A 23813-nucleotide genomic window follows, 5' to 3' on the forward strand; every position below is an offset into this window, starting at 1 on the left:
TAAACTAATCTTTTGGGAAGTTAAATTCCTTTGAAATCTTTTTTACCAAAAAATGCTTTACCATAACATAGGTTTTAGTATTATCTAATGGAAGATTAATTTTTTCACTTACCTTTTCGAATTCTTCTGCTGATATTACCAATTGGTAATTGATTCCCCCTGGCAGAGTTACAAAGTATTCACCATCTGAGTTTGTAAAAATAGAGGAAACTTTTTGTCCGGATAAATCCAAAACATCAATTGTTGCTTCTACTGCCTGGGCTGCATCCATATCAAAAACACTTCCTTTTAATATGGACAAACCATTGCTTTTGTAAACCTGGTTTTCTTTAAGATGAACAGCATAATTCTTCATGTCAATTCGATAGATATCCCGCTCCCCTAGTCCATTTTCTTTTATTGATGAATAGTAGGCTGTGCTGTTATCTGAGGACAATACAAAATGCAAATCGTTATGAAATGTATTAATGGGATAACCTAAATTTTCTGGAACAGACCAGCTCCCATTGTTATAAACGGATTTAAAAATATCATAACCACCCATGGTATTATGACCTTTTGAACTGAAAAACAAAGTTTTTCCGTCAGGATGAATAAAAACACTTACTTCATCTTCAGTAGTATTAATTACTGGTCCTAAATTTTCAGCTTCACCCCAAACGTTTTTTGATAATCTTTTACTTCTGTAAATATCCCCATTGCCAAAACCTCCCCTTTTTTCACTAACAAAATAAAAATAACTCTCATCAGCACAAATGCTTGCAGAACTTTCGAAATAGGAAGAATTTATTTCTTTTGCCATAGGTTTTGGAGCTGCCCAGACTTGCTTATTGTTTAATTTTGAAACATAAATATCGCCACTTCCTGTTTCTCCCGGTACATTTCTATATACAAAAATTTGAGTGCCATCAGGTGAAATACTTAAGGCTGCATCATGAAAATCAGTATTTAATCTACCTGGAACAGGTTTTGCCTCAGACCAAGTATTAGAAGCATCATTCCAAGAAGAAATGAAAATATCCTCATAAAATTTCCCATCACCAGGATCAGTTCTGCCTCCAGTTGTTTCTGGTCTTCTTGAAGTAAAAATCAAGGTTTTTCCATCACCAGATATGGAGGGTCCATAATCCTCAAAAGGTGAATTAATAAAGACCCCTGGATTGCTTATTTTCACGTTAACAGGATTAGCCATTAATTTTTTAGCTGTTTTACACTGCTCTATAAATGTCAAAGCATCTTTATTTTCTTCCAGAATTTCTTTAGAAGAATTCACGAATTCCTGTAATACCTCAATAGCCTTATCAATTTTCCCTGTTCTATGATATGCTTGTCCTAATATAAAATTCAAATTTTTATGAACCAATGAATTTTGAGCTTTTGAATTCTCTAAAAACTCAACGGTAGCAGCAAAATTGAGCAAAGCAAAGTAACATTCCCCCACTCTGAAATTTGCCATAGCATCATTCGGATAGGAGCTTTGCAACTCCCTGTAATTTTCTAAAGCAAGTTGATAATTCTCTGCCAAAAAATTATTTCTGGCTTGCTTGAGTTTAACTTGGTTGGATAGGCTGTTAAATCCTTTTTGGGAAGTTGTATCTTTTACGCTTATTATTGAAGCGTTTGAACACTCTGTTAACAGAATAATGGAAAATATTAAGAGAACTAAGTTTTTAATATAATTCATTCCACGTTTTTTAAAGATGTTTTCATATGACATTTAACAAATTTAAAAATAACTAAAAATTATGATAGTTAATAATCCTTTTAATTATTAACAATATAATAAAGTTTTCAAGAAAAATTAAAGCAGATTAATCTCAGAGGCTTTGTGTAAAAACAAGGCAAGTGCATCTTTTTTTTCTTTATCAAATTCATATTTAATATGTTTTGTAAAGTATTCCAACAGATTATTGTTTTTTAAAGCATGCAAATTAGCCACATGCTCCAAATTTTCTAATCCATGTTTTAGAGCATGATTAAAATCACGGACAAAATCATCGGGAAGTTTTTTATTTGCAACCCAGCAAGCAAAAACAAAAGGCATGCCGGTTAAGATTTGCCATTGTTCCGACAAATCATATTCATATTTATATTTGCCATTCATTTCAAAGGCTCTGTCACCAATTACAACAGCAGCAGTGGTTTTGCTTATCAAATTTTCATACCCATTTAAAGCGGGAATCCATTGAGGGTTAATATCCCATAGTTCTGATGCTAGTATTCTTGTTAACATAACAGAACTTTTTGATTGGTAATCTAAATAAATCTGTTTAATTTCTTTTACAGGAACCTCACTGTATAACATTACTGTCTTTACTGGGCCATTTGCACCTATGCAAAATTCGCTTATTATATAGGATTCCTTTAACTTAGGAATAACTATCACAGGAACCAATCCAATGTCGACCTTTCCATTAATAAGTTTTTCCGCACATTGTGCTGGAAGATCCAGCTGTAATTCAAAATCATGCTTTTTTAATTCTGGTGAATCCTGAATTCCATATATAAATGGCTTGGAATTAAGATAGGATACTACAGATATTTTAATTTTCGAAATCATTGCTTGCACTCATTAATGTGGGTATGGAATACAAATTTATCAATATAATCTCAAACAATTTGTAAATTCGTTGCCCTAAAAGAATAAACATTTTAAAATGAAACTATCCCAACTCACTGCAATATCACCTGTTGATGGCAGATATAGAAAATCCACCGAACAACTTGCCGACTTTTTTTCTGAATCAGCATTGATAAAATACCGTCTTTTAATCGAGGTTGAATATTTTATTTCTCTATGTAAACTGCCATTGCCACAATTAAAATCCGTTAAGCATGAGGTTTTTGAAAAGTTAAGGCTGATTTATACAGATTTCACTTTAGAAGATGCACAAAAAGTTAAGGACACAGAAAGTATCACCAACCATGATGTAAAAGCTGTTGAATATTTTTTGAAAGATAAATTTGAACAACTTGGTTTGGGTGAATCAATTGAATTCATCCATTTTGGATTAACTTCCCAGGATATTAACAATACAGCAATTCCTTATTCAATAAAGGAAGCCCTGGAAAAATGTTTTTATCCTGTTTTAGAAGAAACAATTTCAAAAATAAAAGAATTTGCAATTCAGTGGAAAGAAATACCAATGCTGGCCAAAACACATGGACAACCTGCCTCACCTACCAAGCTTGGTAAGGAATTAATGGTATTTGTGGAAAGGCTTGAAAAGCAAAAATCACAATTAAAAGCAGTACCAATGTCAGCTAAATTCGGTGGTGCAACAGGTAATCTTAATGCACATTTTGTAGCCTATCCTAAAACAGATTGGGTAAGCTTTGCCAATGATTTTGTAAATCATACTCTTGGCCTTGATCGCTCCCAATATACAACCCAAATTGAGCATTATGATAATATTGCTGCACTTTGCGATGCAATTAAAAGAATCAATACTATTCTAATTGATCTTAACAGGGACATGTGGATGTACATTTCAATGAATTATTTTAAACAACAAATAAAAGCAGGTGAAATTGGATCTTCAGCAATGCCGCATAAAGTAAATCCAATTGACTTTGAAAATTCAGAAGGAAACGCAGGAATTGCAAATGCTTTATTTGAGCATTTTTCCGCCAAATTACCTGTATCCAGGTTACAAAGAGATTTAACTGATTCTACAGTTTTAAGAAATATTGGGCTTCCCTTTGCCCATACGCTCATCACTCTTATATCCTTAAATAAGGGCTTAAGTAAAATAATACTCAATGAACAAGCATTGCATGATGATTTGGATGCAAATTGGGCTGTGGTAGCTGAGGCTATACAAACTGTTTTAAGAAGAGAGGGCTATCCTAAACCTTATGAAAAACTAAAGGATTTAACACGTATTAATACCCAAATAAATAAAGAGGCTATTCAAAGCTTTATTTCTACTCTTGATGTAAAGGATGAAATAAAAGAGGAGCTAATGAAAATATCTCCTTTTAATTATACCGGGGTTTAATTTTCTTAAAAAACAACAGGACACATAAAAGGAACAAAAACAATCTTCTTTTTATTCAAATAAGGATTACTCAATGCCCGAAGCAAGCACATCAACTAGATGCATAATCTTGATTTGATGATTTTCTTTTTGGAGATAAGTATCCAAGTGCATCAGACAGGACATATCAGTGGAAACAATATATTTTGCACCTGTTGCAACTGCATTGTCAACTTTTTGCTGAGCCATACCAATTGAAATAGATTCAAATTTTGCAGCAAAGGTACCACCAAAACCGCAACATGTTTCTACATCATGCATTTCAATTAATTCAAGGCCTTTCACTTTTTCCAACAAAACCCTTGGCTCTCTTTTAATGCCATATTCTCTTAGTGCTGCGCAGGAATCATGGTAGGTGGCTATTCCATCCAGTTTTGCACCCAAATCAGTAATTTTAAGAATGTTTACTAAAAAATCGCTGAATTCGAAAAGGTTCTTCTTCACTTGTTTGTATTCATTGTGCAGGGATGAATTGTGAAACATTTCTCCGTAATAGTTTTTAACCATGCCTGCGCATGAGGCCGAAGGAGTAATGATGTACCTGTCTTCGGGAAATTCTTTAATGAACTTTTCTCCCACCTCTTTGCAATGATCCCAATAACCCGCATTAAAAGCGGGTTGGCCGCAACAGGTTTGTTCAACATTGTAATTTACCTTACAGCCTACATGCTCAAGAATTTTGACCATATTAAGGGCTGTTCCTGGGTAAATCTGATCCATAAAACAGGGAATAAAAATATCTACAATCATAGGAAAACTAGTGTTTAACGGCTTTTACTCCGGGTATGCGAAGTAACAAAATAAAACCAACAACAAAAAATACAATCAGGGCCAAAACTGAATTTCGCATGCTTCCTGTTATCCCTTCTATTAAACCAAAGGAAAACATACCGATAACAATACCAATTTTTTCAAGAATTTCATAAAAACTAAAATAGGAAGCATGATCAATTGTTTCAGGAAGCATTTTTGCATATGTTGAACGTGAAAGAGACTGAATTCCTCCCATAACAAGCCCAACGGTGACTGCAACAATATAAAAATCAACAGAAGTATAAACAAAATAATAAGTTCCTGCACATATTAATATCCAAATAAAAACCGCAGTACTTAAGGCTTTAATATTTCCTATTTTTGAAGAAAGCCAGGAAAAAAAATAAGCCCCACCAATGCCTATAAACTGAATTATCAAAACACTTATAATAAGACTGCTTGTCTGCATATTAATAACTTTGCTTGCAAATAAAACTGCCATTAACATTACAGTCTGTACTCCCATGCTATAAACAAAAAAAGAACCAAGAAAAGTTTTAAGTGCTTTATTTTGCTTCAATTCAAGCCATACCCTGTAAAGTTCCTTAATACCTTGAAATACAAGGTTCCCCTTTGGTTTTTTATTGTAAATATTGTCGGGCAACCTGCTAAAAGTGATCTGGCTGAAGCCTATCCACCATATAGCTACAGATAAAAATGCCAAACGGGTAGGCTCTCCCGCATTATTAAATCCAAAAAAATCATAGTTCATGATTACCATTAGATTTAGTATCAATAATATTGAGCTTCCAAGATAGCCAAGTGAGTACCCTTTGGCACTTAAACGGTCGTGTTCAATTCTCGGAGCTATTTCTGGAAGAAAGGCATTGTAAAACACGAGACTCCCCCAAAAGCCAATACTTGCAAAAAATACAGAAAGCATACTAAGTTCCAGATTTTCTATATTAAAGAAGTACAAAGAGGCACAAGAAAAAGCACCCAGATAACAATAAAAACGCATAAACATTTTTTTACTGCCCGTATAATCTGCAATGCCCGATAGAAAAGGGGAGCTAAAAGAAACCACAAGAAAGGATAATGCAATTACATAAGAATAAAGTTCGGTATTAATAAAGGATGTGCCAAAGAATTGAACGGAATCAGAAACAACATTTCCATCAATTTTAGAGGATGTTAAATTTTCATAAAAAATGGGAAAAACTGCTGTAGTAATTACAAGGGGATACACGGAGTTGGCCCAGTCATAAAAAGCCCATGCATTTGTTAACCTATTCTTACTTTTAATAGACCTTTGTATTGTGGTGGCTTGCATTTAGGGGATTATGTACTTAATTAATACAAAGGGTATTGATATAAATTGGAAGATTAAATTATTCAATAATCACAGAGAAATCTACTTTTCTGCTTCTTGAAGCATCGACAACCCTGCCTGGCATTTTTGTAATTGTTCCACTAGAAGAAATTATTCTATCCTTTCTGATTCCATTCTTAACCAAATGCTCTGCTATTTTATTAGCCCTTTGTTCCCCGATAGTTGAATTTGCTGTTAATTCTGCATCATCACCATAACCAGTAATTTCTAAAACAAAATCATTGTTTTGATTCATTAATTTAATCAATACATTTAAATCAGCAAGGGCTGAAGTTGGAAAATCGATTTTGCCTGTTTCAAAATAAACATTTTTGGATTCAATTAAATCCTCTGGATGCAACCTTTCCTCATTTTCTCCGGTAACTTTGCTATAAACAATATTTACCGTGTTTGCTCCATGCGTTTTTTTAAAACAATCACAAGCATAATTCACATCTTGTTCAATAACCGATACATCATCAATAAAATAATACCCGTATTCATTTTGAGCACCAACCATTTTTGGTTTTTTTAATCTCCCCACCTTTAATTGCTTGTCAGTGGAAAAATTGCCAATGGTAATAAATTTCTCCCCTCCTTTTGCTTTCATTTCCCCGCAAACAATTTCCCACTCCGCTTGATTTCCCAAAACCCTTCCGGATTTATTTACAACTTGGGGAACAACACCAATAGGATCCATATTTTGGTAAGAAAATTCTTTTTCTGATAAATATGCTCCAACCAGATCAACAGAATATTTTGAAAAATCAGCAACATTTACAAAAAATTCAATACAGTAAACTTTTCCTGAATCAAGCTCTTCCATTAACTCAACCTGAATATATTCTCTTAAGTCCTGATTTTTTTTATCATAAAGTATAGCACCGGCATAATTATTTCCGGTGCGCGCAACCTGATAACCCAGTTTGTTTTTTGGTGAACTAATATCATCGGATTTTGAACCTGTCCAAAAAATTTCCGCTGTACCTAATGTTGGGCTTTTCCAGGGAGCGGCTTTATCAATTTCACCTATTTTTTTAGGTTTGCCATTAAGGTCCTCAAAACTTGGATTTGGAACAAGATTATCTTGTCCAAATAAAAAGTAAGCTTGTGAAACCAGAAAAAAACTGATTATTTGTTTTAAATTTTTCAACTTTCTATCATTAATAATGATAATCTTTCACTGCATTAATAAAGCATTTCACCTTTTCAGGTTCAATATCAGGATAAAGTCCATGGCCTAAATTAGCTATATGTTTTGTTTTACCAAAACGTTTAAGCATTTTTTTAGTTTCATTTTCAATAACATGAAAATCTGCATATAGAACGCAAGGATCCAGATTTCCTTGTAAAGTTTTATCCGGGCCAATAAGTTCTCTTGATTCCACCGGATCCATATTCCAATCAAGTCCTATTGTTTGACAATTTAAATCCCCCATTTGCTTTCGTGCAAAATAGGCTCCTTTTGCAAAAACAGTTACAGGAACCTCATGTATGGAATCACAAATTTTACTTATATAAGGTAAGGCAAAGGTATTATATTGGTCAGGGCTTAAAATTCCTGCCCATGAATCAAATATTTGTACCATGTCTGCACCGGCTTTGATTTGGGCTTTTAAATATCCAATAGTGCTTTGTGTAATTTTTTCAAGCAATAAATGTGCTATTTCTGGTTGTGTATAAAGAAACTTTTTTGCTTTTGAAAATGTTTTTGATCCTTGTCCTTCTGTCATATATGAAAAAATAGTCCAGGGAGCACCGGCAAAACCTATTAAAGGAACTCTTTGATTGAGTTCTTTCTTTGTCATTCTGATTGCATCCAATACATACTTTAAGTCAACATCTGGTGTTACAATTTTAAGCTTGTTTATATCTTCCAGGCTATTAATTGTATTTTCAAACCAAGGTCCTTTAGCCTCAATCATTTCATAGGGTAGTCCCATAGCTTCAGGAATAACGAGTATATCTGAAAAAATTATGGCCGCATCAACTTCAAGAATATCTACAGGCTGAATGGTTACCTCACATGCAAATTCAGGGTTTTTAACCAGATCTATAAATCCACCCATTTTCTTTCGTACTTCACGGTACTCAGGCAAAATTCTACCAGCTTGACGCATAAGCCAAACAGGAGTTCGTTCGACCTGTTCTCCCCTTGCAGCTCTTAATATTAAATCATTTTTAAATTCCATCTTATTTCACTCTATTGTTATTTAGGATTTTTACCCTTCTGATTTTTTACATCACAAAAATAGAGATTTATTGTTGTTTATGATTTATCTGGAATTAAAACTGTAAAAAAATTCATCGAACAGACATATTTAACCTGCATTTATAAGGGTTAACGGTTTATAAAATGAGCAAAAAGGCAGGTTTTAGGCAAAAGTTATTAACAAAAAGGTTCTTTTTAAACAAAAATGTACTTTTTTCCCTCTAAAAGTTGCGCAATAAAAGAGATTGATATAAATTCGTTACAGAAAAATCATTGTTTAACCCTTTAAAATTAAAAAAATGAACAAAGCAGAATTAGTTGAAGCAATTGCTACTGAAGCAAAAATGACTAAAGCAGATGCTCAAAGAGCACTTGAGGCATTTGTAAATGCTACTACCAAAGCTCTTAAAAAAGGAGACAGAGTAGCTTTAGTTGGATTCGGATCTTTCTCTGTAGCTAAAAGAGCTGCGAGAACAGGAAGAAATCCTCAAACTGGTAAAGAAATTAAAATTGCTGCTAAAAAAGTAGCTAAATTTAAGCCAGGATCTGAGTTAGCAGGAAAAGTTAAATAAGCTTTACTTTAACTGAAAAAAAAGAGGCTGACCCAAAAGGGTCAGCCTCTTTTTTTTTCAGTTAAAAGCCAATACAACATTTACTCAAACAGCGGGTTTATAACTACTCAAAGCAAGAAATGCCTTTGGCAAATACTTAATGATATCAGATGCTATTAATGCATCCTCTCCTAATTCCTCTTTTGCAAAGTCACCAGAGAGGCCATGCAAATAAACACCAAATATACTCGCTTGTAAAACACCATATCCCTGGGCTATTAGCCCAGTTAAAATTCCTGTTAAAACATCTCCTGAACCTGCAGTTGCCATGCCTGGGTTTCCTGTAGAATTAAACCAAACAGTACCATCAGCAAATGCTATAGCAGTATTAGCTCCCTTAAGAACTAAAACTAAATTGTTTTTTTTGGCAAACTCTCTTACTAAAGCAAGCCTTTGAAAACTATTTGAAGTTTTCCCTGCTAATCGCTCAAACTCTTTGAGATGGGGAGTTAGAATTGTTGAAGGTGGTAAAAAAGAAAGCCATGTTTTATTTTCTGAAAGTATATTTAACGCATCGGCATCAAGCACAAGGGGAGATGTGGAATTTTGCAAAAGCGCTTTAATTACTACTGCCGTTATTTTTTCCGTACCAATTCCAGGCCCTGCACCTATGGCTGTATATTTTTCAATTGCAAAGCATTCTGAAATTGTTTTTTCATTTATGTCACTGTGTACCATTGACTCGGGTACAGTAGTTTGTAATATTGAATAACCAGAACCTGGTATATGAGTGGTAAGTAATCCGGTTCCGCTTCTTAAACATGCTTTGGCAGCCAGCACTGCTGCGCCCATTTTCCCATATGATCCGGCAATCAGCAATGCATGACCAAAAATTCCTTTATGAGAAAATACATCTCTTCTTTTATATAATGATGCTGCTGTTTTAAAATCAATGTAATTATAGGGTGATGAAAGTTTTTCAATATACCCTTCATCCAAACCAATATTTAATACCTTCCACTTGCCTACATAAACCGAATTTTCAGAAAACATAAAAGCCAATTTTGGAACCTGAAAGGTTAATGTTATGCTTGCCCGGATAATATTGTGAGTATTATTAGAGGAATTATCCTCATCAAACAATCCTGAAGGAAGATCAATAGAAACAACTGGAATTCCTTTTTCCGAAACTAAATTTAAATGGTGTATTGTTTTGGCATATTCGCCCTGCACTTCACGGTTAAGACCAATGCCGAAAACTGCGTCTATTATAACTGAATTTCCCTTTATGAACGGTAATCCTTTTTCAGATAAACGAATAACATCAATACCATAATTCTTCAATTTTTTCTTGTTGATTAAATATCCTTCGGATTCATTTGAAGAAAAATCTGCCAAAAAAACTTTTACATCATAACCTCGCTCATAGAGTTGCCTTGAAATTGCCAGACCATCTCCACCATTATTACCCTGGCCACAAAAAACAAAAAACAACTTTGTTTTATCAAACATGGAACTAATTTCATCGGTACAAGCCATTGCCGCTCTTTCCATTAAATCTATCGAATCAATGGGTTCGTTTGCTATTGTGTGAGCATCAACATCCCGAATTTGTTGGGCGTTAAGTATTTTCATGGAATTGATGCATGTTAATAGTTTGGCATAGGTTTAAATTAAAGGTTCTATTTTAAAATTAAGTATTTTAAATAGATTGATTGCCAAAGGAAAGAAATAATTAAAAAAGAATAATTAAGGCTGATTTTATGCTTGTAAATGCAAAGAAAAAACAGACTTTCTAAATTTAAAAGATTTGAAAAGTTGAATCCTGGAAATTTATTTCAAATAAAATCTGATCCCAGCTCCATTTTTAGTCCTAATTTTAAGTTTGGAAATATTTTTATAGAATTGATATGACTAGGGAATGTCTTTTAATTGATTCTCACTACTTGCCACGATTACTGCTACAGATGCATCTCCTGTAACATTTACCACTGTGCGGCACATATCAAGTATTCTGTCCACAGCAACTATTAAAGCTAAACCTTCGGGATCAATACCAACCGATTGCAAAATAATAATTAGCATAACCATTCCTGCTCCTGGCACAGGGGCTGCGCCAATAGATGAAAGTGTGGCCATTAAAACAATGGTGAGTTGTTGAGCAATTGTTAAATCATAACCAAATGCCTGGGCTATAAAAACTACTGCTACGGCTTGGTAAAGGCTGGTACCATCCATATTAATGGTTGCACCCAGGGGAAGAACAAAACTTGTTACTTCTTCTGAAACACCAAGTTTTTCCTCTACTCTTTCCATTGTAACGGGTAAAGTGGCGGCACTCGAACTGGTAGAAAAAGCCAAAAGTTGCGCAGGAGAAATTCCAAGGAAAAATTTCTTATAGGACATTTTGGTGAAAATCATCATTAAACCAGGATAAACTAGGAATGCCATTATTGCCAGGCCAAGTAAAACAGTTAAGGAATACAATCCTAATGCCTGCATTAATTCACCTATTTGTCCGGCAAAATCAGCTACAATTGCAGATATTAATGCAAAAACACCATAAGGAGCAATTACCATAACAAGGTCAACTATTTTTAAAATAACTTCATTGGTACCTTTAAAAAAAGCCTTCACAACAGTTGTACTTTCTCCAGGTATGCTGATTAATGCAATCCCAAATAACAATGCGAAAAATATCACCTGAAGCAACCTTGTATTATCCTGAAGGGCTAAAAAAAGATTACTAGGAACAATATCAACCAAAAATTGCAAGGGTCCTCTTGTATTCACATCACCGGCTATTGCTTGTGTTGCCTCTACACGGGGGCCATACATTTGCTTGAATTCCTCCCTCTTTTGTTCGGAAAAATAATGCCCTGGCCGAATCAGATTTACTGCAGTTAAACCAATGGTTATTGCCACAACAGTGGTAAAAAGATACATTGCTACTGTTTTGCTACCCATCCTGCTTAGTCCGGCAACATCCTTAAGCCCCGAAATTCCTGTAATAAGCGAAACTAAAACAAGTGGAACGGCAATTAATTTTAAAAGATTAATGAAAATAGTTCCAAAAGGGGCAATCCAATTTGAATTAAATTCAACCAATCCTGTTTCTCCTGCAATTACACCCCAAATTGCTCCCAAAACAAGTCCTATTATTATTTTCCAGTGAAGTGCCATTTTTCTTTTCATCTTTTTTATCTCTGTATTGCGTTTGAAATTTTAGATACCCGGTTCCTTAAAAGATGATCTACTAATACAATTGCAGCCATTGCCTCCACAATAGGAACTGCCCTTGGTACAACACATGGATCATGCCTTCCACCTGGATTTATGTTTACTTTTTCCCCGTTAGAATTAACTGATTCCTGCTCCTTCATAAGAGTTGCAACCGGCTTAAAGGCAACATTAAAATAAATATCTTCCCCGTTTGATATTCCACCCTGTATGCCACCTGAGTAATTGGTCCTGGTTTTTATTTTATCATCCTTTGAATAATAAATGTCATTGTGTTCCGATCCTCTCATGCCAACAGCTTTAAAACCACTACCATATTCAAAACCTTTCACCGCATTGATGTTCAACATGCTTTTTCCAAGGTCGGCTTGCAATTTGTCAAAAACAGGTTCTCCCAATCCATCAGGAACATTTTTTATAACACAGGAAATTATACCCCCAATGGTATCACCTGACTTTTTAATTTCTTCAATGAAATGAATCATTTTACTCGCAATTCCCGAATCAGGACATCGCACTATATTGTTTTCAGATTCCTCCAAATTATAGGCAGAATAAGGCTTATCCAAACCAATGTTTCCTACTTGAGAAACAAATGCATTAATTTTTACCTGATTTTCATTTAATATGAGTTTGGCAATTGCACCTGCCACAACCCTTGATGCAGTTTCCCTTGCAGATGACCTGCCCCCTCCTCTATAATCACGAGTTCCGTATTTTAAATCATAGGTTAAATCTGCATGAGAGGGACGATAAACGTCCTTTATTTTATCATAGTCTTTGGATTTTGCATCTAAATTTTTTATAAAAAAACCTATTGGTGTTCCAATTGTATGAGATTCAAAAATCCCTGAAAGAAACTCTACACAATCATTTTCTTTCCTTTGACTTACAATTTTTGATTGTCCGGGTTTTCTCCTATTGAGTTCAGATTGTATAAATTCAAAATCAATTTTAAGACCTGCAGGACAACCATCAATTACACCTCCTATTGCTTCTCCATGGGACTCCCCGAAAGTAGTAAGTTTAAAAATAACACCAGTTGAATTACCTGTCATAAAGGCAAAAATAGAAAACATATTATCATCTACATACAAACAGGAGAAAAATCAATTAATTAAATGTGGTTTAAATTATATAAGCCTCTTATTTTTGCATCTTTGAAAAAATATTTAAACAAAAACAGGCAATGAATTTATTAATAAAAAACATTAAAGCACTTCTTCAAACAGAAACAATATTTCGCGAAAAAATTTGCGGAAAGGATATGTCTGTATTAAACAAAATAGAAGATGCCTGGATTTATATAGAAGAAGATACGATTATAGGATTTGGAGAAATGAAAAATTGCCCTGATTCATACAATGAACAGGCCAATATTAAAATAATTGATGCCACAGGAAAGATTGTATTGCCATGCTGGTGTGATTCTCATACTCATATAGTATATGCAGGAAGCCGGGAAAGGGAATTTGTGGATAGAATTAATGGATTGTCGTATGAAGAAATTGCAAAAAAAGGGGGTGGAATTTTAAACTCCGCTAAAAGATTACAGCAAACCTCAGAAGAGGATTTGTTAAAACAGGCTCTTGAAAGAACCAATGAAATAATGATGATGGGAACAGGAGCAGTAGAAATTAAAAGTGGTTATGGCCTTACTGTTCAGGATGAAATAAAAATGCTCCGAGTAATAAAAAAACTTAAAACAATTTCTCCTCTTGAAATTAAATCAACATTTCTTGGGGCACATGCCATGCCGGTTGAATATAAAAATAATCGTTCGGAATACATCAGGCAAATTACGGATGAAATGCTCCCTTTAATAGCCGAGGAAAAGCTTGCAGATTATTGCGATGTGTTTTGTGACAGGGGATTTTTTACTCCTGAAGAAACTGAAATTATTTTAAAGGCAGGCTGGAAATATGGGCTACAGCCAAAAATACATGCCAATGAACTTGATTATTCTGGAGGTATACAGGTGGGAGTCAATAATAAAGCATTATCCGTGGATCATTTGGAATTTACGGGTGATGCTGAAATCTTTGCATTGAAAGACACCGTAACCATGCCTACATTACTTCCATCAACTGCATTCTTCCTTGGTCTTCATTATCCACCTGCCCGAAAAATGATTGATGCAGGCCTTCCAGTTGCCTTAGCATCAGATTACAACCCTGGATCATCCCCTTCAGGAAAAATGAGTTTCATTTTATCCCTTGCTTGTATTAAAATGAAAATGACTCCTGAAGAAGCAATTAATGCTGCCACATTAAATTCTGCTTATGCAATGGGAATAAATAAAGAATACGGGAGTATTGCAATAGGAAAAAAAGCAAATTTAATAATTACTAGTAAAATTTCCTCCTATGTATATATACCCTATGCTTTCGGAGCAAACCATATTGAAACAGTTATAATTAAAGGAGAAATAATGAGCAAAAATTAAAAAACAATGTGCTTTTTACATTAGCTTTTTTAACTTTGTATCTATTAAATTAAATTATTCACTTAAACCATATGAAATGAAAAGAAAAATACTTTTAATATTAAGTCTTTTTGCAGGGATTATGATAAATAATCATGCAAATGCACAAATTGTTTTTTTAGTAGAAACACCTTCCAGTGTTGCAGGAAGTTATGGCTTTACTTATTCATCTGATAACAATTGGGGCGCTGATATAAATACATCGGCAGTTTCTGCTCCTGTTGTAGTAATAAATGATTCTTTAGCCTGCACACCTGCAGTTAATCCTACGGCAATTAATGGTAATATAGCCATGGTTTACCGTGGTAGTTGTATGTTTAGCCTTAAAGCCTACCATGCACAACAAGCAGGTGCAGTAGCAGTTATAATTGTAAACAACAAACCCGGCGAGGGCCTTTTTGGCATGTTGGCCGGTGATTCTGCATCAGCAGTAACAATTCCTGTTATTCTTATAAGTTATGAAGATGGCGCATTTTTAAGATCTGCTATTGATGCAGGAACCCTAAATGCATTTATTGGAAATAAATCAGGACTATATCCTAGCGACATGGGTTTTTATAATGGGGATATAGTAGTAGCATCCGGTGCCGCAATTCCGCAAGTATTAGCATCAGATAGTAATTCTTTCTCAATCCCTGTTGGGGCTTGGGTAACAAATTTTGGTTCTGACAATCAAACAAATGCTACTTTAAACGCTGAAATAAAACATGAAAATGTTTCTATTTATTCTCAGAGCATGAGCGTAACGCTACTTTCCGGAGCAGATATTTTTGTAGCTCTACCTAAATTCGCACAAGCAAGTTATCCTATTGGAAGTTATACTTTAACTTATACAATTTCTCCAACAGTTGCCGATGGTTATCCAGCCGACAACCAAATCATTACTTATTTTCAAATAACGGAATCTAAATATTCTAAAGTAAGACTTGATCCAAATACTTTATTACCAATTAAAACAGGTTCTACCAGAGCTGCTGGTGCTTATGCTGAATTTACCTGGTGTTCATCAATGAAAGTTAAGAATGCAGGCAATGCTAAAGTTCATGGATTTTCATTTAGCGCAACTCGCGAGAATAGCTCTTTAGCAGATAAAACTGTTTTATGCAAAATGTATGAATGGAACAATAAAAACCTTTCTAATTTTGATTCTATTTCCGAAGTAGGTAGTAAACTGTATGATTATTTAGGAAACTATCAGGATTCCGTTGTTTCTGCTTATTTTGAAAACAACCAGGAAGAACTTGAACCTATTACTCTTAAATCCAACCAATTGTATTTAGCTTGTATCACTGTATTTGATGATTCTATTAATTTGGGATATAGTTCCTCAATTGATTATTTGTCTAATACAGTTCTTCATGATGATGCTTTTAGTCCTGTTGCAATAAAAGAACTTCCGGGTCAAGCAAATCCTACATGGTATAATTCTGGGTTTGGAACTGAAATGGCTCCTGGATTAACTATTGAGTTTGGCCCTAGCACTGTTGGAATTAAGGAAAACAAAATTTCGACTTTTGAACAAATGCCTTACCCTAACCCAACCAATAATTACATCAGTATTCCTTTAAAGGGAGATTATGCAGGCATGGTTGAACTTTTGGTAATTGATATTACAGGTAAAATCGTGAAATCAGAAAGGATCAACATTTCAAATTCTACTATTTTAAACGTAAATACTTCAGATATTAATAGTGGAACTTATTTCTTCCAGGTAAAAAGTGAGAATAAAAAAACACTTTCTTTTCCTGTTGTTATTGCTAAATAGTTTATATTTATTTAATAAAAAAGAGGCTGCCCAAAAGGGAGGCCACTGAAAAAGCTAACCCCAAGGGCTGACAGGATTACAGAAAATAACAACAATTAAAACCAAAACCCCGAAGGGGTGTTATAAAAATAAACAATCAATAATTTCACACCTCCGGGGTTGAACTGGAATTAAAAATATTAATCTATAATTGTATCATCCCTTCGGGATTAGCTTTTTCAGTGGCTCCCCAAAAGGGTAGCATCTTTTGTTTTTTTAAACCCTTTAAAACAACTATTAGTAAAGAAAATTAAAAAAATTTGCAAAAAAAAAGTAAAACATAATGCTTTATTAATAAGCTTTTCCTAACTTTGTAAGAATAAATAAATTATCAATTAACTAAAAATTTACAAAATGAAAAGAAAAATACTTTTACTATTTGGTTTTTTTACAGCCCTGGCTATTAACAACCAGGCAAATGCACAAGTTGTTTTTAATGTAAAAACACCACTAAGCATGGAAGGTAATTACGATTTTACTTATTCATCATCATCTGCAACGGGTACTTGGGGCGCTGATTTGTCTACAGTGGCTATTACAGATACTCTTGTAATAATAAGAGACAATGCTGTTGGAGATTCCCTTGGTTGTACTGCTGCGATTAATTCTGCACAAATTGCAGGACAATTTGCAGTTGTTTACCGTGGTTCATGCCAATTTGGAAAAAAAGCGCTTGAAGCTCAAAATGCAGGCGCTACTGCAGTAATAATTATAAACAATGTAGCAGGTGGAGCAGTTGGAATGGCTGGTGGAGATTTTGGAAGCCAGGTAACAATTCCAGTTGTTATGATAAGTGCTGAGGACGGTGCATTATTTAGATCTGCAATTGATGCAGGAACAATGACTGCCTTTATTGGTTCTAAGGCAGGCCTTTTTGTAACTGATCTTGGATTTGATAAATCTGATATCATCGTTGCATCAGGTGCAGCTATTCCTAAAGTTTTAGCCCAAAACGGAAGTGACTTTAATATCCCTGTTGGACTTTATGTTTATAACTATGGTTCTGCGAACCAAACTAATGTAACTGTTAGTGCTCAAATTATGCTAAGTACATCATCAGTTTATTCTCAAAGCACTACCATTAATCTTGCAAGCGGTGCAGATGCATTTGTTGCTCTTCCTACTTTTTCCTTACCAAGTTATAGTGTAGGTGAATATACAATGACATATTCAATTACTCCTAGTGTTGCGGATGAAGATCCTTCTGATAATTCAGTTGTAAGCAAATTCAGAATTACTGATTCTCAGTATTCCAAAGTAATGCTTAAACCAGATCCAAACAACGATGCGAATATGCTGCCAATTACAACAGGTTCTACAAGTGCAGGAGGAGTTTACGAAGAATTTTACTGGTGTACTGCAATGAAGGTAAACAATGCAAATGGTGCACAAGTTCACGGATTTTCTTTTAGCACAAGAAATAATTTTAGAGATTTGACAGGATCATCAGTAAGATCTGAATTATACAAATGGAATAACATAAGTCCTTCAGGATTTGATTCACTTGTTCAAATAGGATCAATTTTATATGATTATGAGTCTGATTTACAAGATACTCTTGTCTATTCTTATTTCTTAGATTCTAATGAAGAGCTGCAACCAATTGCACTTGAAAATAACCAGTTGTATTTAGCTTGTGTTGTTGTATTTGAAGATTCAACAAACATTGGATATAGCAATGCTATTAACCACAACGCAAGTACTGAAAAGTACAGAGATGCGTATAATCCTGTTGGGATTAAAGATTTATCAACTCAAGCAAGCGTTACATGGTATACAGGATTTTCTGGTGGTAATTCATCCCCAGCTATAACTATCCAGTTTGGCCCTAGTACAGTAGGTGTTGAAGAAAACAAAATTTCTACAATAGAGCACATGCCTTACCCAAATCCTGCCAATAATTACATCAGCATTCCTTTAAAAGGAAATCATGCAGGCATGGTTGAACTTAAGGTAATTGATGTAACAGGTAAAATTGTGAAGTCTGAAACCATCAACGTTTCAAATTCAAATGTTTTAACTGTAAGTACTTCTGATATTGAAAATGGTATCTATTTCTTCCAATTAAAAAGTGGAGATAACAAAGCAACTTCATTCTCTGTAGTGATTGCTAAATAATTTAATATTTTCTTTTCATAAAAAAAGGCTGTTCCAAAAGGACAGCCTTTTTTTATGAAATAGCCATGCACGAACCGTTCACAAACGCTAATGAATATAGCATCGGGATGGCCTTAAAAAAACAAATTATATACATATGAAATAGCCATGCACTAACCATGCACTAACACTTATAAATATAACATGGAGTCCAAATAAATCGGGATGACATTTAAAAGACAAATGCTTTAGCATTCATGATTTCCTTAGAGGAATAATTAAAAAACAATTAATTATCTGCATTAAAATAGCAATTCATAAAACATTAAAAAAACAGCGAGTTGGTCAGTTTTTTTTGATCATAAAGTTCAGGAAATCTCTGCGGCTCTCTGTTACTTCTCCGTGTAACTCCATGAAATAATAGGGTCCTGCAATCTGTGCAGACACTGCTTTTTTATTTTACAGAGGGGACCGGAATAAATCCTAAAAGTTTAGGGAATCTCTGTGGCCCTCTGTGACTTCTCCGTGCAACTCTGTGAAATAAAAGAAACTATGCCATCTCTAATATGAAGCTCAGCGTAATGAGGAATCAATATCGGGGTGCAGAAGTGTCATTTATATTCGAACTCAGGTTATTACAAAACTTATAGCTAAAACCTAAAAAGAAGATTAGCTTGAAAAAGACTTTGGTTAAAATCAAATTGGGTTGTACCCGAATTCTTGATATGTACTCCTGTTGTTCGATCAATTAATTCACGCTCTCCAACAGAAAAAACAAAATCCATATAAACCTGGGCTGATAACAAAAAATGCTCTGTAAGCGGGAAAATAAGTCCTGCAACAACACCTACTCCTCCTCCCATCAATTGATTTCTTTCCTGATAAAGTTCTTCAGGATCACCCATTGGTCTAACGTACTTATGCCTTTCAGGAAAAGCAGCAATGGAATCAATAAAATAATCTTGTTCCACAATTCTTCTAAATGTATTTTCTTGCCTATAAATAAGATCCGCGCCTATAAATCGTGTTATTTTGCTGTTGGTTTTCCGGTATTCAATTCCAATAAAACCAGCATAATGGTAACCTCCTCTTTCATTGGAAGTTGTAATTAGCAAACTATCCCCAACAATTACATCGTAACTTGTTGGGTCCCAATAATTTTGCTGGGGTGAAACTATGCCTCCTGCTCTTAACCAATATTTACCCTTTAAGTGTCGCTTATACATCAAACCAAACTCTGATTGATAAGGAGCACCAGCCCCAATAATAACCTGAACAACAGGAGTGAAATTAAGCCAAATCTCATTTTTGTTAATGGTATCTAATATACCTTGCTCTTCTATTTCCTGCGAAAAACTTTGATTGGAGCCAATACAAACCATAAAGCAAAACATTATTTTTTTCATGATGTTAAATTTAGTGGATAAACAAGATGTAATTTAATAAAATTGATTGAATATCTCTTATTGGTATATAAAAACAAATGTTTCTTATTAATTTTTTTATAGCAGGAATAAGCCAATGAATGGAAAAGGTTAATTTTTCATAAACATCAGCATACTTAATTTTAATGGGCCTTAATCTTTAAGTTAGTCCAATACTACTATTTAAGGTCAAAGAAGCTATTCACTCCAATTAATCTTTCAACCGTATAACCCTCTGCATACCTTACTCCTATTTGGCGGCCAAAATCAGCGGCCCTTGATTTTACCACTTCCAGGAAATCTTCACCTGATATAGGGGTTTGGGGTTCTATGGAATCAGGATTAAAAAACTGGGATGAAAAGGCAAGTATTGCTGTTGTTTTTTGCTCCATAAAGGCAGTAATATCTATTGCAATATCGGGTTTTATATACCTATCCTGTACATAATGATAAACAGAATCGGGTCTCCAGGCTTCTTGCGGAAAACCATTCATATTTGTTTCAATCTTTATTAATCCTGAATAAAAACAAGCATCTGAAATAAGCTTGCCTGCTCTACCATGATCAGGATGTCTGTCTGACATGGCATTACAGAGAACAACCTTTGGCTTATAATGCCTTAATTTTTTAATCACTTGTAACAAATGATACTGGTCTGTATTGAAAAATCCATCGGCAAATAAAAGATTTTCTCTTACTTTTACTTCAAGTATTTCTGCCGCTTTTTGAGCCTCTTTTACCCTTAAATCTGCATTACCCCTGGTTCCTAGTTCACCACGGGTAAGATCAATTATTCCGGTTTGCAATCCAAGGGAATTATGGTGCAAAATGGTGCCTGAACAGCCAAGTTCAACATCATCGGGATGAGCACCAAAGGCAAGAATATCAAGTTTCATACTAATTGTTGAGCCAGTTTAACACCTCTTCAGAATCAGGGCTTTCTTTAGGGGAAACCGATTTAACCCAATTGCCGTTTTCATCTATTAAAAATTTCTGAAAATTCCATGTTACTGAAGCATCTTGCACACCATTTTGTTCCTTCAATGTCAACCATTGATATATGGGATGGATTGCCTTTCCCTTTACTGATATTTTTTCCATCATTTGAAAAGAAACACCGTAATTTTTTTGGCAAAATGCGGCAATTTCCTCATTGCTTGCCGGTTCTTGGCCAAGAAAATCATTTGCAGGAAAACCTATAATTACAAACTTTTCGGCTCCATATTTCTTGTATAATTGCTCTAATTGAACATATTGGGGAGTAAGTCCGCATTTGGAGGCCGTATTTACTATCATTACTTTTTTCCCTTTAAGTTCCGAAAAATTAAATTCATTTCCATCAATGGTAGTGGCCCTATATTCATGCAATGTTTTCATAGTTACTTGATTTTTCGTGTTCGTGTTTTTCGACTTATTTCCCTGTGCGCAACCAATTACTGGTATTAATACAAGGAAAATAAAAAAATTTACATTCATCAACTTTATTTATTTAAGGATTAGAATAATCAAAAGTATGAAAATAACGGATATTGAATACATTTTAGTTTTAGCTAATATGCACAAATAAGTATCTTTGGACTCAAATTATGATTCTAAAAGAAATAAAACACTTGCTTCATAAAGAAGTAATGCTGGAATGGAGACAAAAATCCTCAATAAACGGTATTCTGCTTTATGTTGCCTCTACAATTTTTGTGGTGTACCTATCCTTTAGAACAGTAACCCATCCTGCAACCTGGAATGCTCTTTTCTGGATTATAATGCTTTTTGCTGCCACCAATGCAGCTGGCAAAAGTTTCAGCAGAGAGAGTAGATCAACAGGCCTATATATTTATTCTATTGTAAGTCCACAGGCCGTTATCTTATCAAAAATAATTTATAATATCATCCTTATGATTGTAATTTCAATGATCAGCTATTTTTTTTACAGTCTGTTTATAGGAAATATTGTTCAGGATGTTCCAATGTTTTTGCTCTCCCTTTTATTAGGAAGCATGGGCTTTGCCTCTGTACTTACCCTTGTTGCTGCTATTGCATCCAAATCAGGCAACAACCTTACTTTAATGGCTATTCTGAGTTTTCCCGTGCTACTTCCTCTTTTGATAACATTAATAAAAATCTCGAAAAATGCCATTGATGGTATCGATCCATCCATAAGTTATCAATATATGTTCATATTAATGCTTATAAATATGATAATTGTCATTCTCTCCTTTATATTATTTCCATACCTTTGGCGGGATTAATAGAAAAGTTGAGAACAGATGAATTTAGAATCAACATTTTTAATTGGTTCTACTTTTTAGTTGAAATTCTAAATGAAATAAAAATTTACAGGATAAATTGCTTTCATTTTGAAAATTAAATTGAAAATTAACTTTAATCCTGAAACCTTTAACCTATATTAAAACTTGCAACAAATATTAAAAAAACACTGGTGGAAAATTCTTGCCGTTGTTTTAATTGTCTATACTATTATCGCGGGTTTTTTGTTTGATGTTCCCCGACTTCCAATATTAAATGAAACCATTAGAAATCTTTATTTCCATGTAACCATGTGGTTTAGCATGATGATCATTTTACTGGTTTCCTTGATTTATAGTATAAAATATTTATCCGGATTCAACATTAAGCATGATATTATTGCCTGTGAAGCTGCTAATACAGGAATTTTTCTTGGTGTATTAGGTTTATTAACAGGAATGGTATGGGCTAAGTTCACCTGGGGAGATTGGTGGGTGAATGACCCAAAACTCAATGGTGCTGCTATAACCATGCTTATTTACCTTGCTTATTTTGTGCTAAGAAATTCTATGGATGAGGAACAAAAAAGAGGACGTGTAGCTGCAGTATACAATATTTTTTCATACATAATGCTTATTGTCTTTTTAATGATCCTGCCAAGAATGACCGATTCTCTTCATCCGGGAAACGGAGGAAATCCTGGGTTTGGAGGATATGATTTGAATGATAACATGAAACTTGTATTTTATCCCGCAATCATTGGTTGGACATTAATGGGGGTTTGGCTAATGTCACTAAGGATTCGGACAAGTAAAATTCAAAGAAAAGTTGATTTTAACAATTAGGAAAAATGGCGAAAAATAAATGGGTTTTAACCTTGTTTTTAATACTTACAGGCAAATTAATGTATGCTCAAGGCAATGATGTGGAAATGGCTGATTTTTTACACCAGTCAGGAAAAATATTTGTAGTTGTTGCGGTTCTTCTGATTATTTTTACAGGAATTCTTGTGTACCTTATTACGCTTGACAGGAAAATAGGCCAATTAGAAAAAAGAATAAAGGATTAAAAGAATAATTGAAATTTGGAGTTGTAATAGCACCTGTGGTGATTAGAGTTTGAGTTGTTAAATGAACAAGCAATTTGATCTCATATACTAAACAAATTAGATAAATATGAAAAAAACACATATTATCGGAATTATAATAATTGCTCTTGCAATTGGCGCTATATTAAGCACAGTTGCTGATTCTAGCACTTATGCCTCTTTTGAATTGGCTGAGAATAACCCTGGAGAAGAATTTCATGTGGTTGGACAATTGAATAAGGAAAAAGAAATGCTTTATGATCCTCAAGTAGATGTTAATTTATTTACTTTTTATCTTATTGATAATGAAGGTAAAGAATTAAAAGTAAACTTCAAAGGAACTAAACCTCAGGATTTTGAACGATCAGAACAAATAGTTTTAACCGGAAAATATGAGGAGGGAAACTTTATTGCCAATAAAATTTTAATGAAATGTCCCTCAAAATACAATGAAGGAGCAAATTCAGAATTCACAGAGGTAAAAGCCAATAGTTAGGAAAAAAG

At 34.1% G+C, this 23813-nt stretch carries 21 protein-coding genes; 9 read left to right on the plus strand and 12 right to left on the minus strand.

What is annotated here, in order from left to right:
- Positions 1–4: 4 nt before the first annotated feature.
- Together H0V01_13185 and H0V01_13190 are read right to left on the minus strand one after the other, a co-directional pair.
- Complete coding sequence (locus tag H0V01_13185) at positions 5–1684, minus strand: PD40 domain-containing protein (GenBank protein MBA2584330.1); 1680 nt, start codon at positions 1682–1684, stop codon at positions 5–7.
- A gap of 117 nt (positions 1685–1801) precedes the next feature.
- A complete protein-coding gene (locus H0V01_13190; protein ID MBA2584331.1) occupies positions 1802–2560 on the minus strand; it encodes a menaquinone biosynthesis protein in 759 nt (252 codons plus the stop codon).
- Between the two features lie 97 nt (positions 2561–2657).
- On the opposite strand from H0V01_13190, the gene purB reads away from it, so the two are divergent.
- Positions 2658–4001: an adenylosuccinate lyase gene (gene purB, locus H0V01_13195; GenBank protein ID MBA2584332.1), complete on the plus strand. Its 1344-nt coding sequence runs from the start codon at positions 2658–2660 to the stop codon at positions 3999–4001.
- Between the two features lie 66 nt (positions 4002–4067).
- Here purB and H0V01_13200 read toward each other — a convergent pair whose 3' ends face one another.
- Genes H0V01_13200 through hemE form a run of 4 tightly spaced genes read right to left on the minus strand, consistent with a single transcriptional unit; the run spans position 4068 to position 8357 of the window.
- A complete protein-coding gene (locus H0V01_13200; protein MBA2584333.1) occupies positions 4068–4790 on the minus strand; it encodes a (Fe-S)-binding protein in 723 nt (240 codons plus the stop codon).
- A 7-nt stretch (positions 4791–4797) separates the two neighbouring features.
- On the minus strand, positions 4798–6126 hold the full coding sequence (locus H0V01_13205; GenBank protein ID MBA2584334.1) for an MFS transporter: 1329 nt from the start codon (positions 6124–6126) through the stop codon (positions 4798–4800).
- A gap of 58 nt (positions 6127–6184) precedes the next feature.
- Entirely contained in the window at positions 6185–7318 is a 1134-nt protein-coding gene (locus H0V01_13210) for an OmpA family protein (protein MBA2584335.1), read from the minus strand.
- Between the two features lie 10 nt (positions 7319–7328).
- The gene (hemE, locus tag H0V01_13215) at positions 7329–8357 is read right to left on the minus strand and encodes a uroporphyrinogen decarboxylase (GenBank protein MBA2584336.1); all 1029 of its coding nucleotides are present in this window, start codon (positions 8355–8357) and stop codon (positions 7329–7331) included.
- A 319-nt stretch (positions 8358–8676) separates the two neighbouring features.
- Here hemE and H0V01_13220 point away from each other — a divergent pair, with 319 nt between their 5' ends.
- Positions 8677–8949 carry an HU family DNA-binding protein gene (locus H0V01_13220; protein MBA2584337.1) on the plus strand — a complete coding sequence of 91 codons (273 nt, stop codon included), beginning with the start codon at positions 8677–8679 and terminating at the stop codon, positions 8947–8949.
- Between the two features lie 84 nt (positions 8950–9033).
- Here H0V01_13220 and H0V01_13225 read toward each other — a convergent pair whose 3' ends face one another.
- The 3 genes from H0V01_13225 to aroC all read right to left on the minus strand — a co-directional run bounded on the left by H0V01_13225 (position 9034) and on the right by aroC (position 13226).
- Positions 9034–10563, minus strand: coding sequence for an NAD(P)H-hydrate dehydratase (locus tag H0V01_13225; protein ID MBA2584338.1), 1530 nt, complete (start codon positions 10561–10563; stop codon positions 9034–9036).
- A 279-nt stretch (positions 10564–10842) separates the two neighbouring features.
- Positions 10843–12123: a dicarboxylate/amino acid:cation symporter gene (locus H0V01_13230; protein ID MBA2584339.1), complete on the minus strand. Its 1281-nt coding sequence runs from the start codon at positions 12121–12123 to the stop codon at positions 10843–10845.
- Positions 12124–12128: 5 nt separating this feature from the next.
- On the minus strand, positions 12129–13226 hold the full coding sequence (gene aroC / locus H0V01_13235; protein MBA2584340.1) for a chorismate synthase: 1098 nt from the start codon (positions 13224–13226) through the stop codon (positions 12129–12131).
- Between the two features lie 131 nt (positions 13227–13357).
- Between aroC and H0V01_13240 the strand changes: the two genes are divergently transcribed.
- The 3 genes from H0V01_13240 (at position 13358) to H0V01_13250 (ending at position 18575) form a co-directional block, all read left to right on the plus strand.
- Positions 13358–14614 (plus strand): imidazolonepropionase, encoded by a 1257-nt coding sequence (locus tag H0V01_13240; GenBank protein MBA2584341.1) that lies wholly within the window; start codon positions 13358–13360, stop codon positions 14612–14614.
- A gap of 76 nt (positions 14615–14690) precedes the next feature.
- Complete coding sequence (locus tag H0V01_13245) at positions 14691–16418, plus strand: T9SS type A sorting domain-containing protein (GenBank protein MBA2584342.1); 1728 nt, start codon at positions 14691–14693, stop codon at positions 16416–16418.
- Between the two features lie 393 nt (positions 16419–16811).
- Positions 16812–18575: a T9SS type A sorting domain-containing protein gene (locus H0V01_13250; GenBank protein ID MBA2584343.1), complete on the plus strand. Its 1764-nt coding sequence runs from the start codon at positions 16812–16814 to the stop codon at positions 18573–18575.
- Between the two features lie 629 nt (positions 18576–19204).
- Here H0V01_13250 and H0V01_13255 read toward each other — a convergent pair.
- The 3 genes from H0V01_13255 to H0V01_13265 form a co-directional block, all read right to left on the minus strand.
- Positions 19205–19960 carry a hypothetical protein gene (locus H0V01_13255; protein MBA2584344.1) on the minus strand — a complete coding sequence of 252 codons (756 nt, stop codon included), beginning with the start codon at positions 19958–19960 and terminating at the stop codon, positions 19205–19207.
- Between the two features lie 197 nt (positions 19961–20157).
- Positions 20158–20874: a bacillithiol biosynthesis deacetylase BshB1 gene (bshB1, locus tag H0V01_13260; GenBank protein ID MBA2584345.1), complete on the minus strand. Its 717-nt coding sequence runs from the start codon at positions 20872–20874 to the stop codon at positions 20158–20160.
- 1 nt (position 20875) lies between these two features.
- A complete protein-coding gene (locus H0V01_13265; protein ID MBA2584346.1) occupies positions 20876–21454 on the minus strand; it encodes a glutathione peroxidase in 579 nt (192 codons plus the stop codon).
- A gap of 107 nt (positions 21455–21561) precedes the next feature.
- Between H0V01_13265 and H0V01_13270 the strand changes: the two genes are divergently transcribed.
- The 4 genes from H0V01_13270 (at position 21562) to H0V01_13285 (ending at position 23805) form a co-directional block, all read left to right on the plus strand.
- Positions 21562–22224 (plus strand): heme exporter protein CcmB, encoded by a 663-nt coding sequence (locus H0V01_13270; protein MBA2584347.1) that lies wholly within the window; start codon positions 21562–21564, stop codon positions 22222–22224.
- 174 nt (positions 22225–22398) lie between these two features.
- Positions 22399–23067 carry a cytochrome c biogenesis protein CcsA gene (ccsA, locus tag H0V01_13275; GenBank protein ID MBA2584348.1) on the plus strand — a complete coding sequence of 223 codons (669 nt, stop codon included), beginning with the start codon at positions 22399–22401 and terminating at the stop codon, positions 23065–23067.
- 5 nt (positions 23068–23072) lie between these two features.
- A complete protein-coding gene (locus H0V01_13280) occupies positions 23073–23291 on the plus strand; it encodes a CcmD family protein (GenBank protein ID MBA2584349.1) in 219 nt (72 codons plus the stop codon).
- A 106-nt stretch (positions 23292–23397) separates the two neighbouring features.
- Entirely contained in the window at positions 23398–23805 is a 408-nt protein-coding gene (locus H0V01_13285; protein ID MBA2584350.1) for a cytochrome c maturation protein CcmE, read from the plus strand.
- Positions 23806–23813 lie beyond the last annotated feature (8 nt).

The sequence above is a fragment of the Bacteroidota bacterium genome (assembly GCA_013696965.1).
Classification (GTDB): Bacteria; Bacteroidota; Bacteroidia; order JACCXN01; family JACCXN01; genus JACCXN01.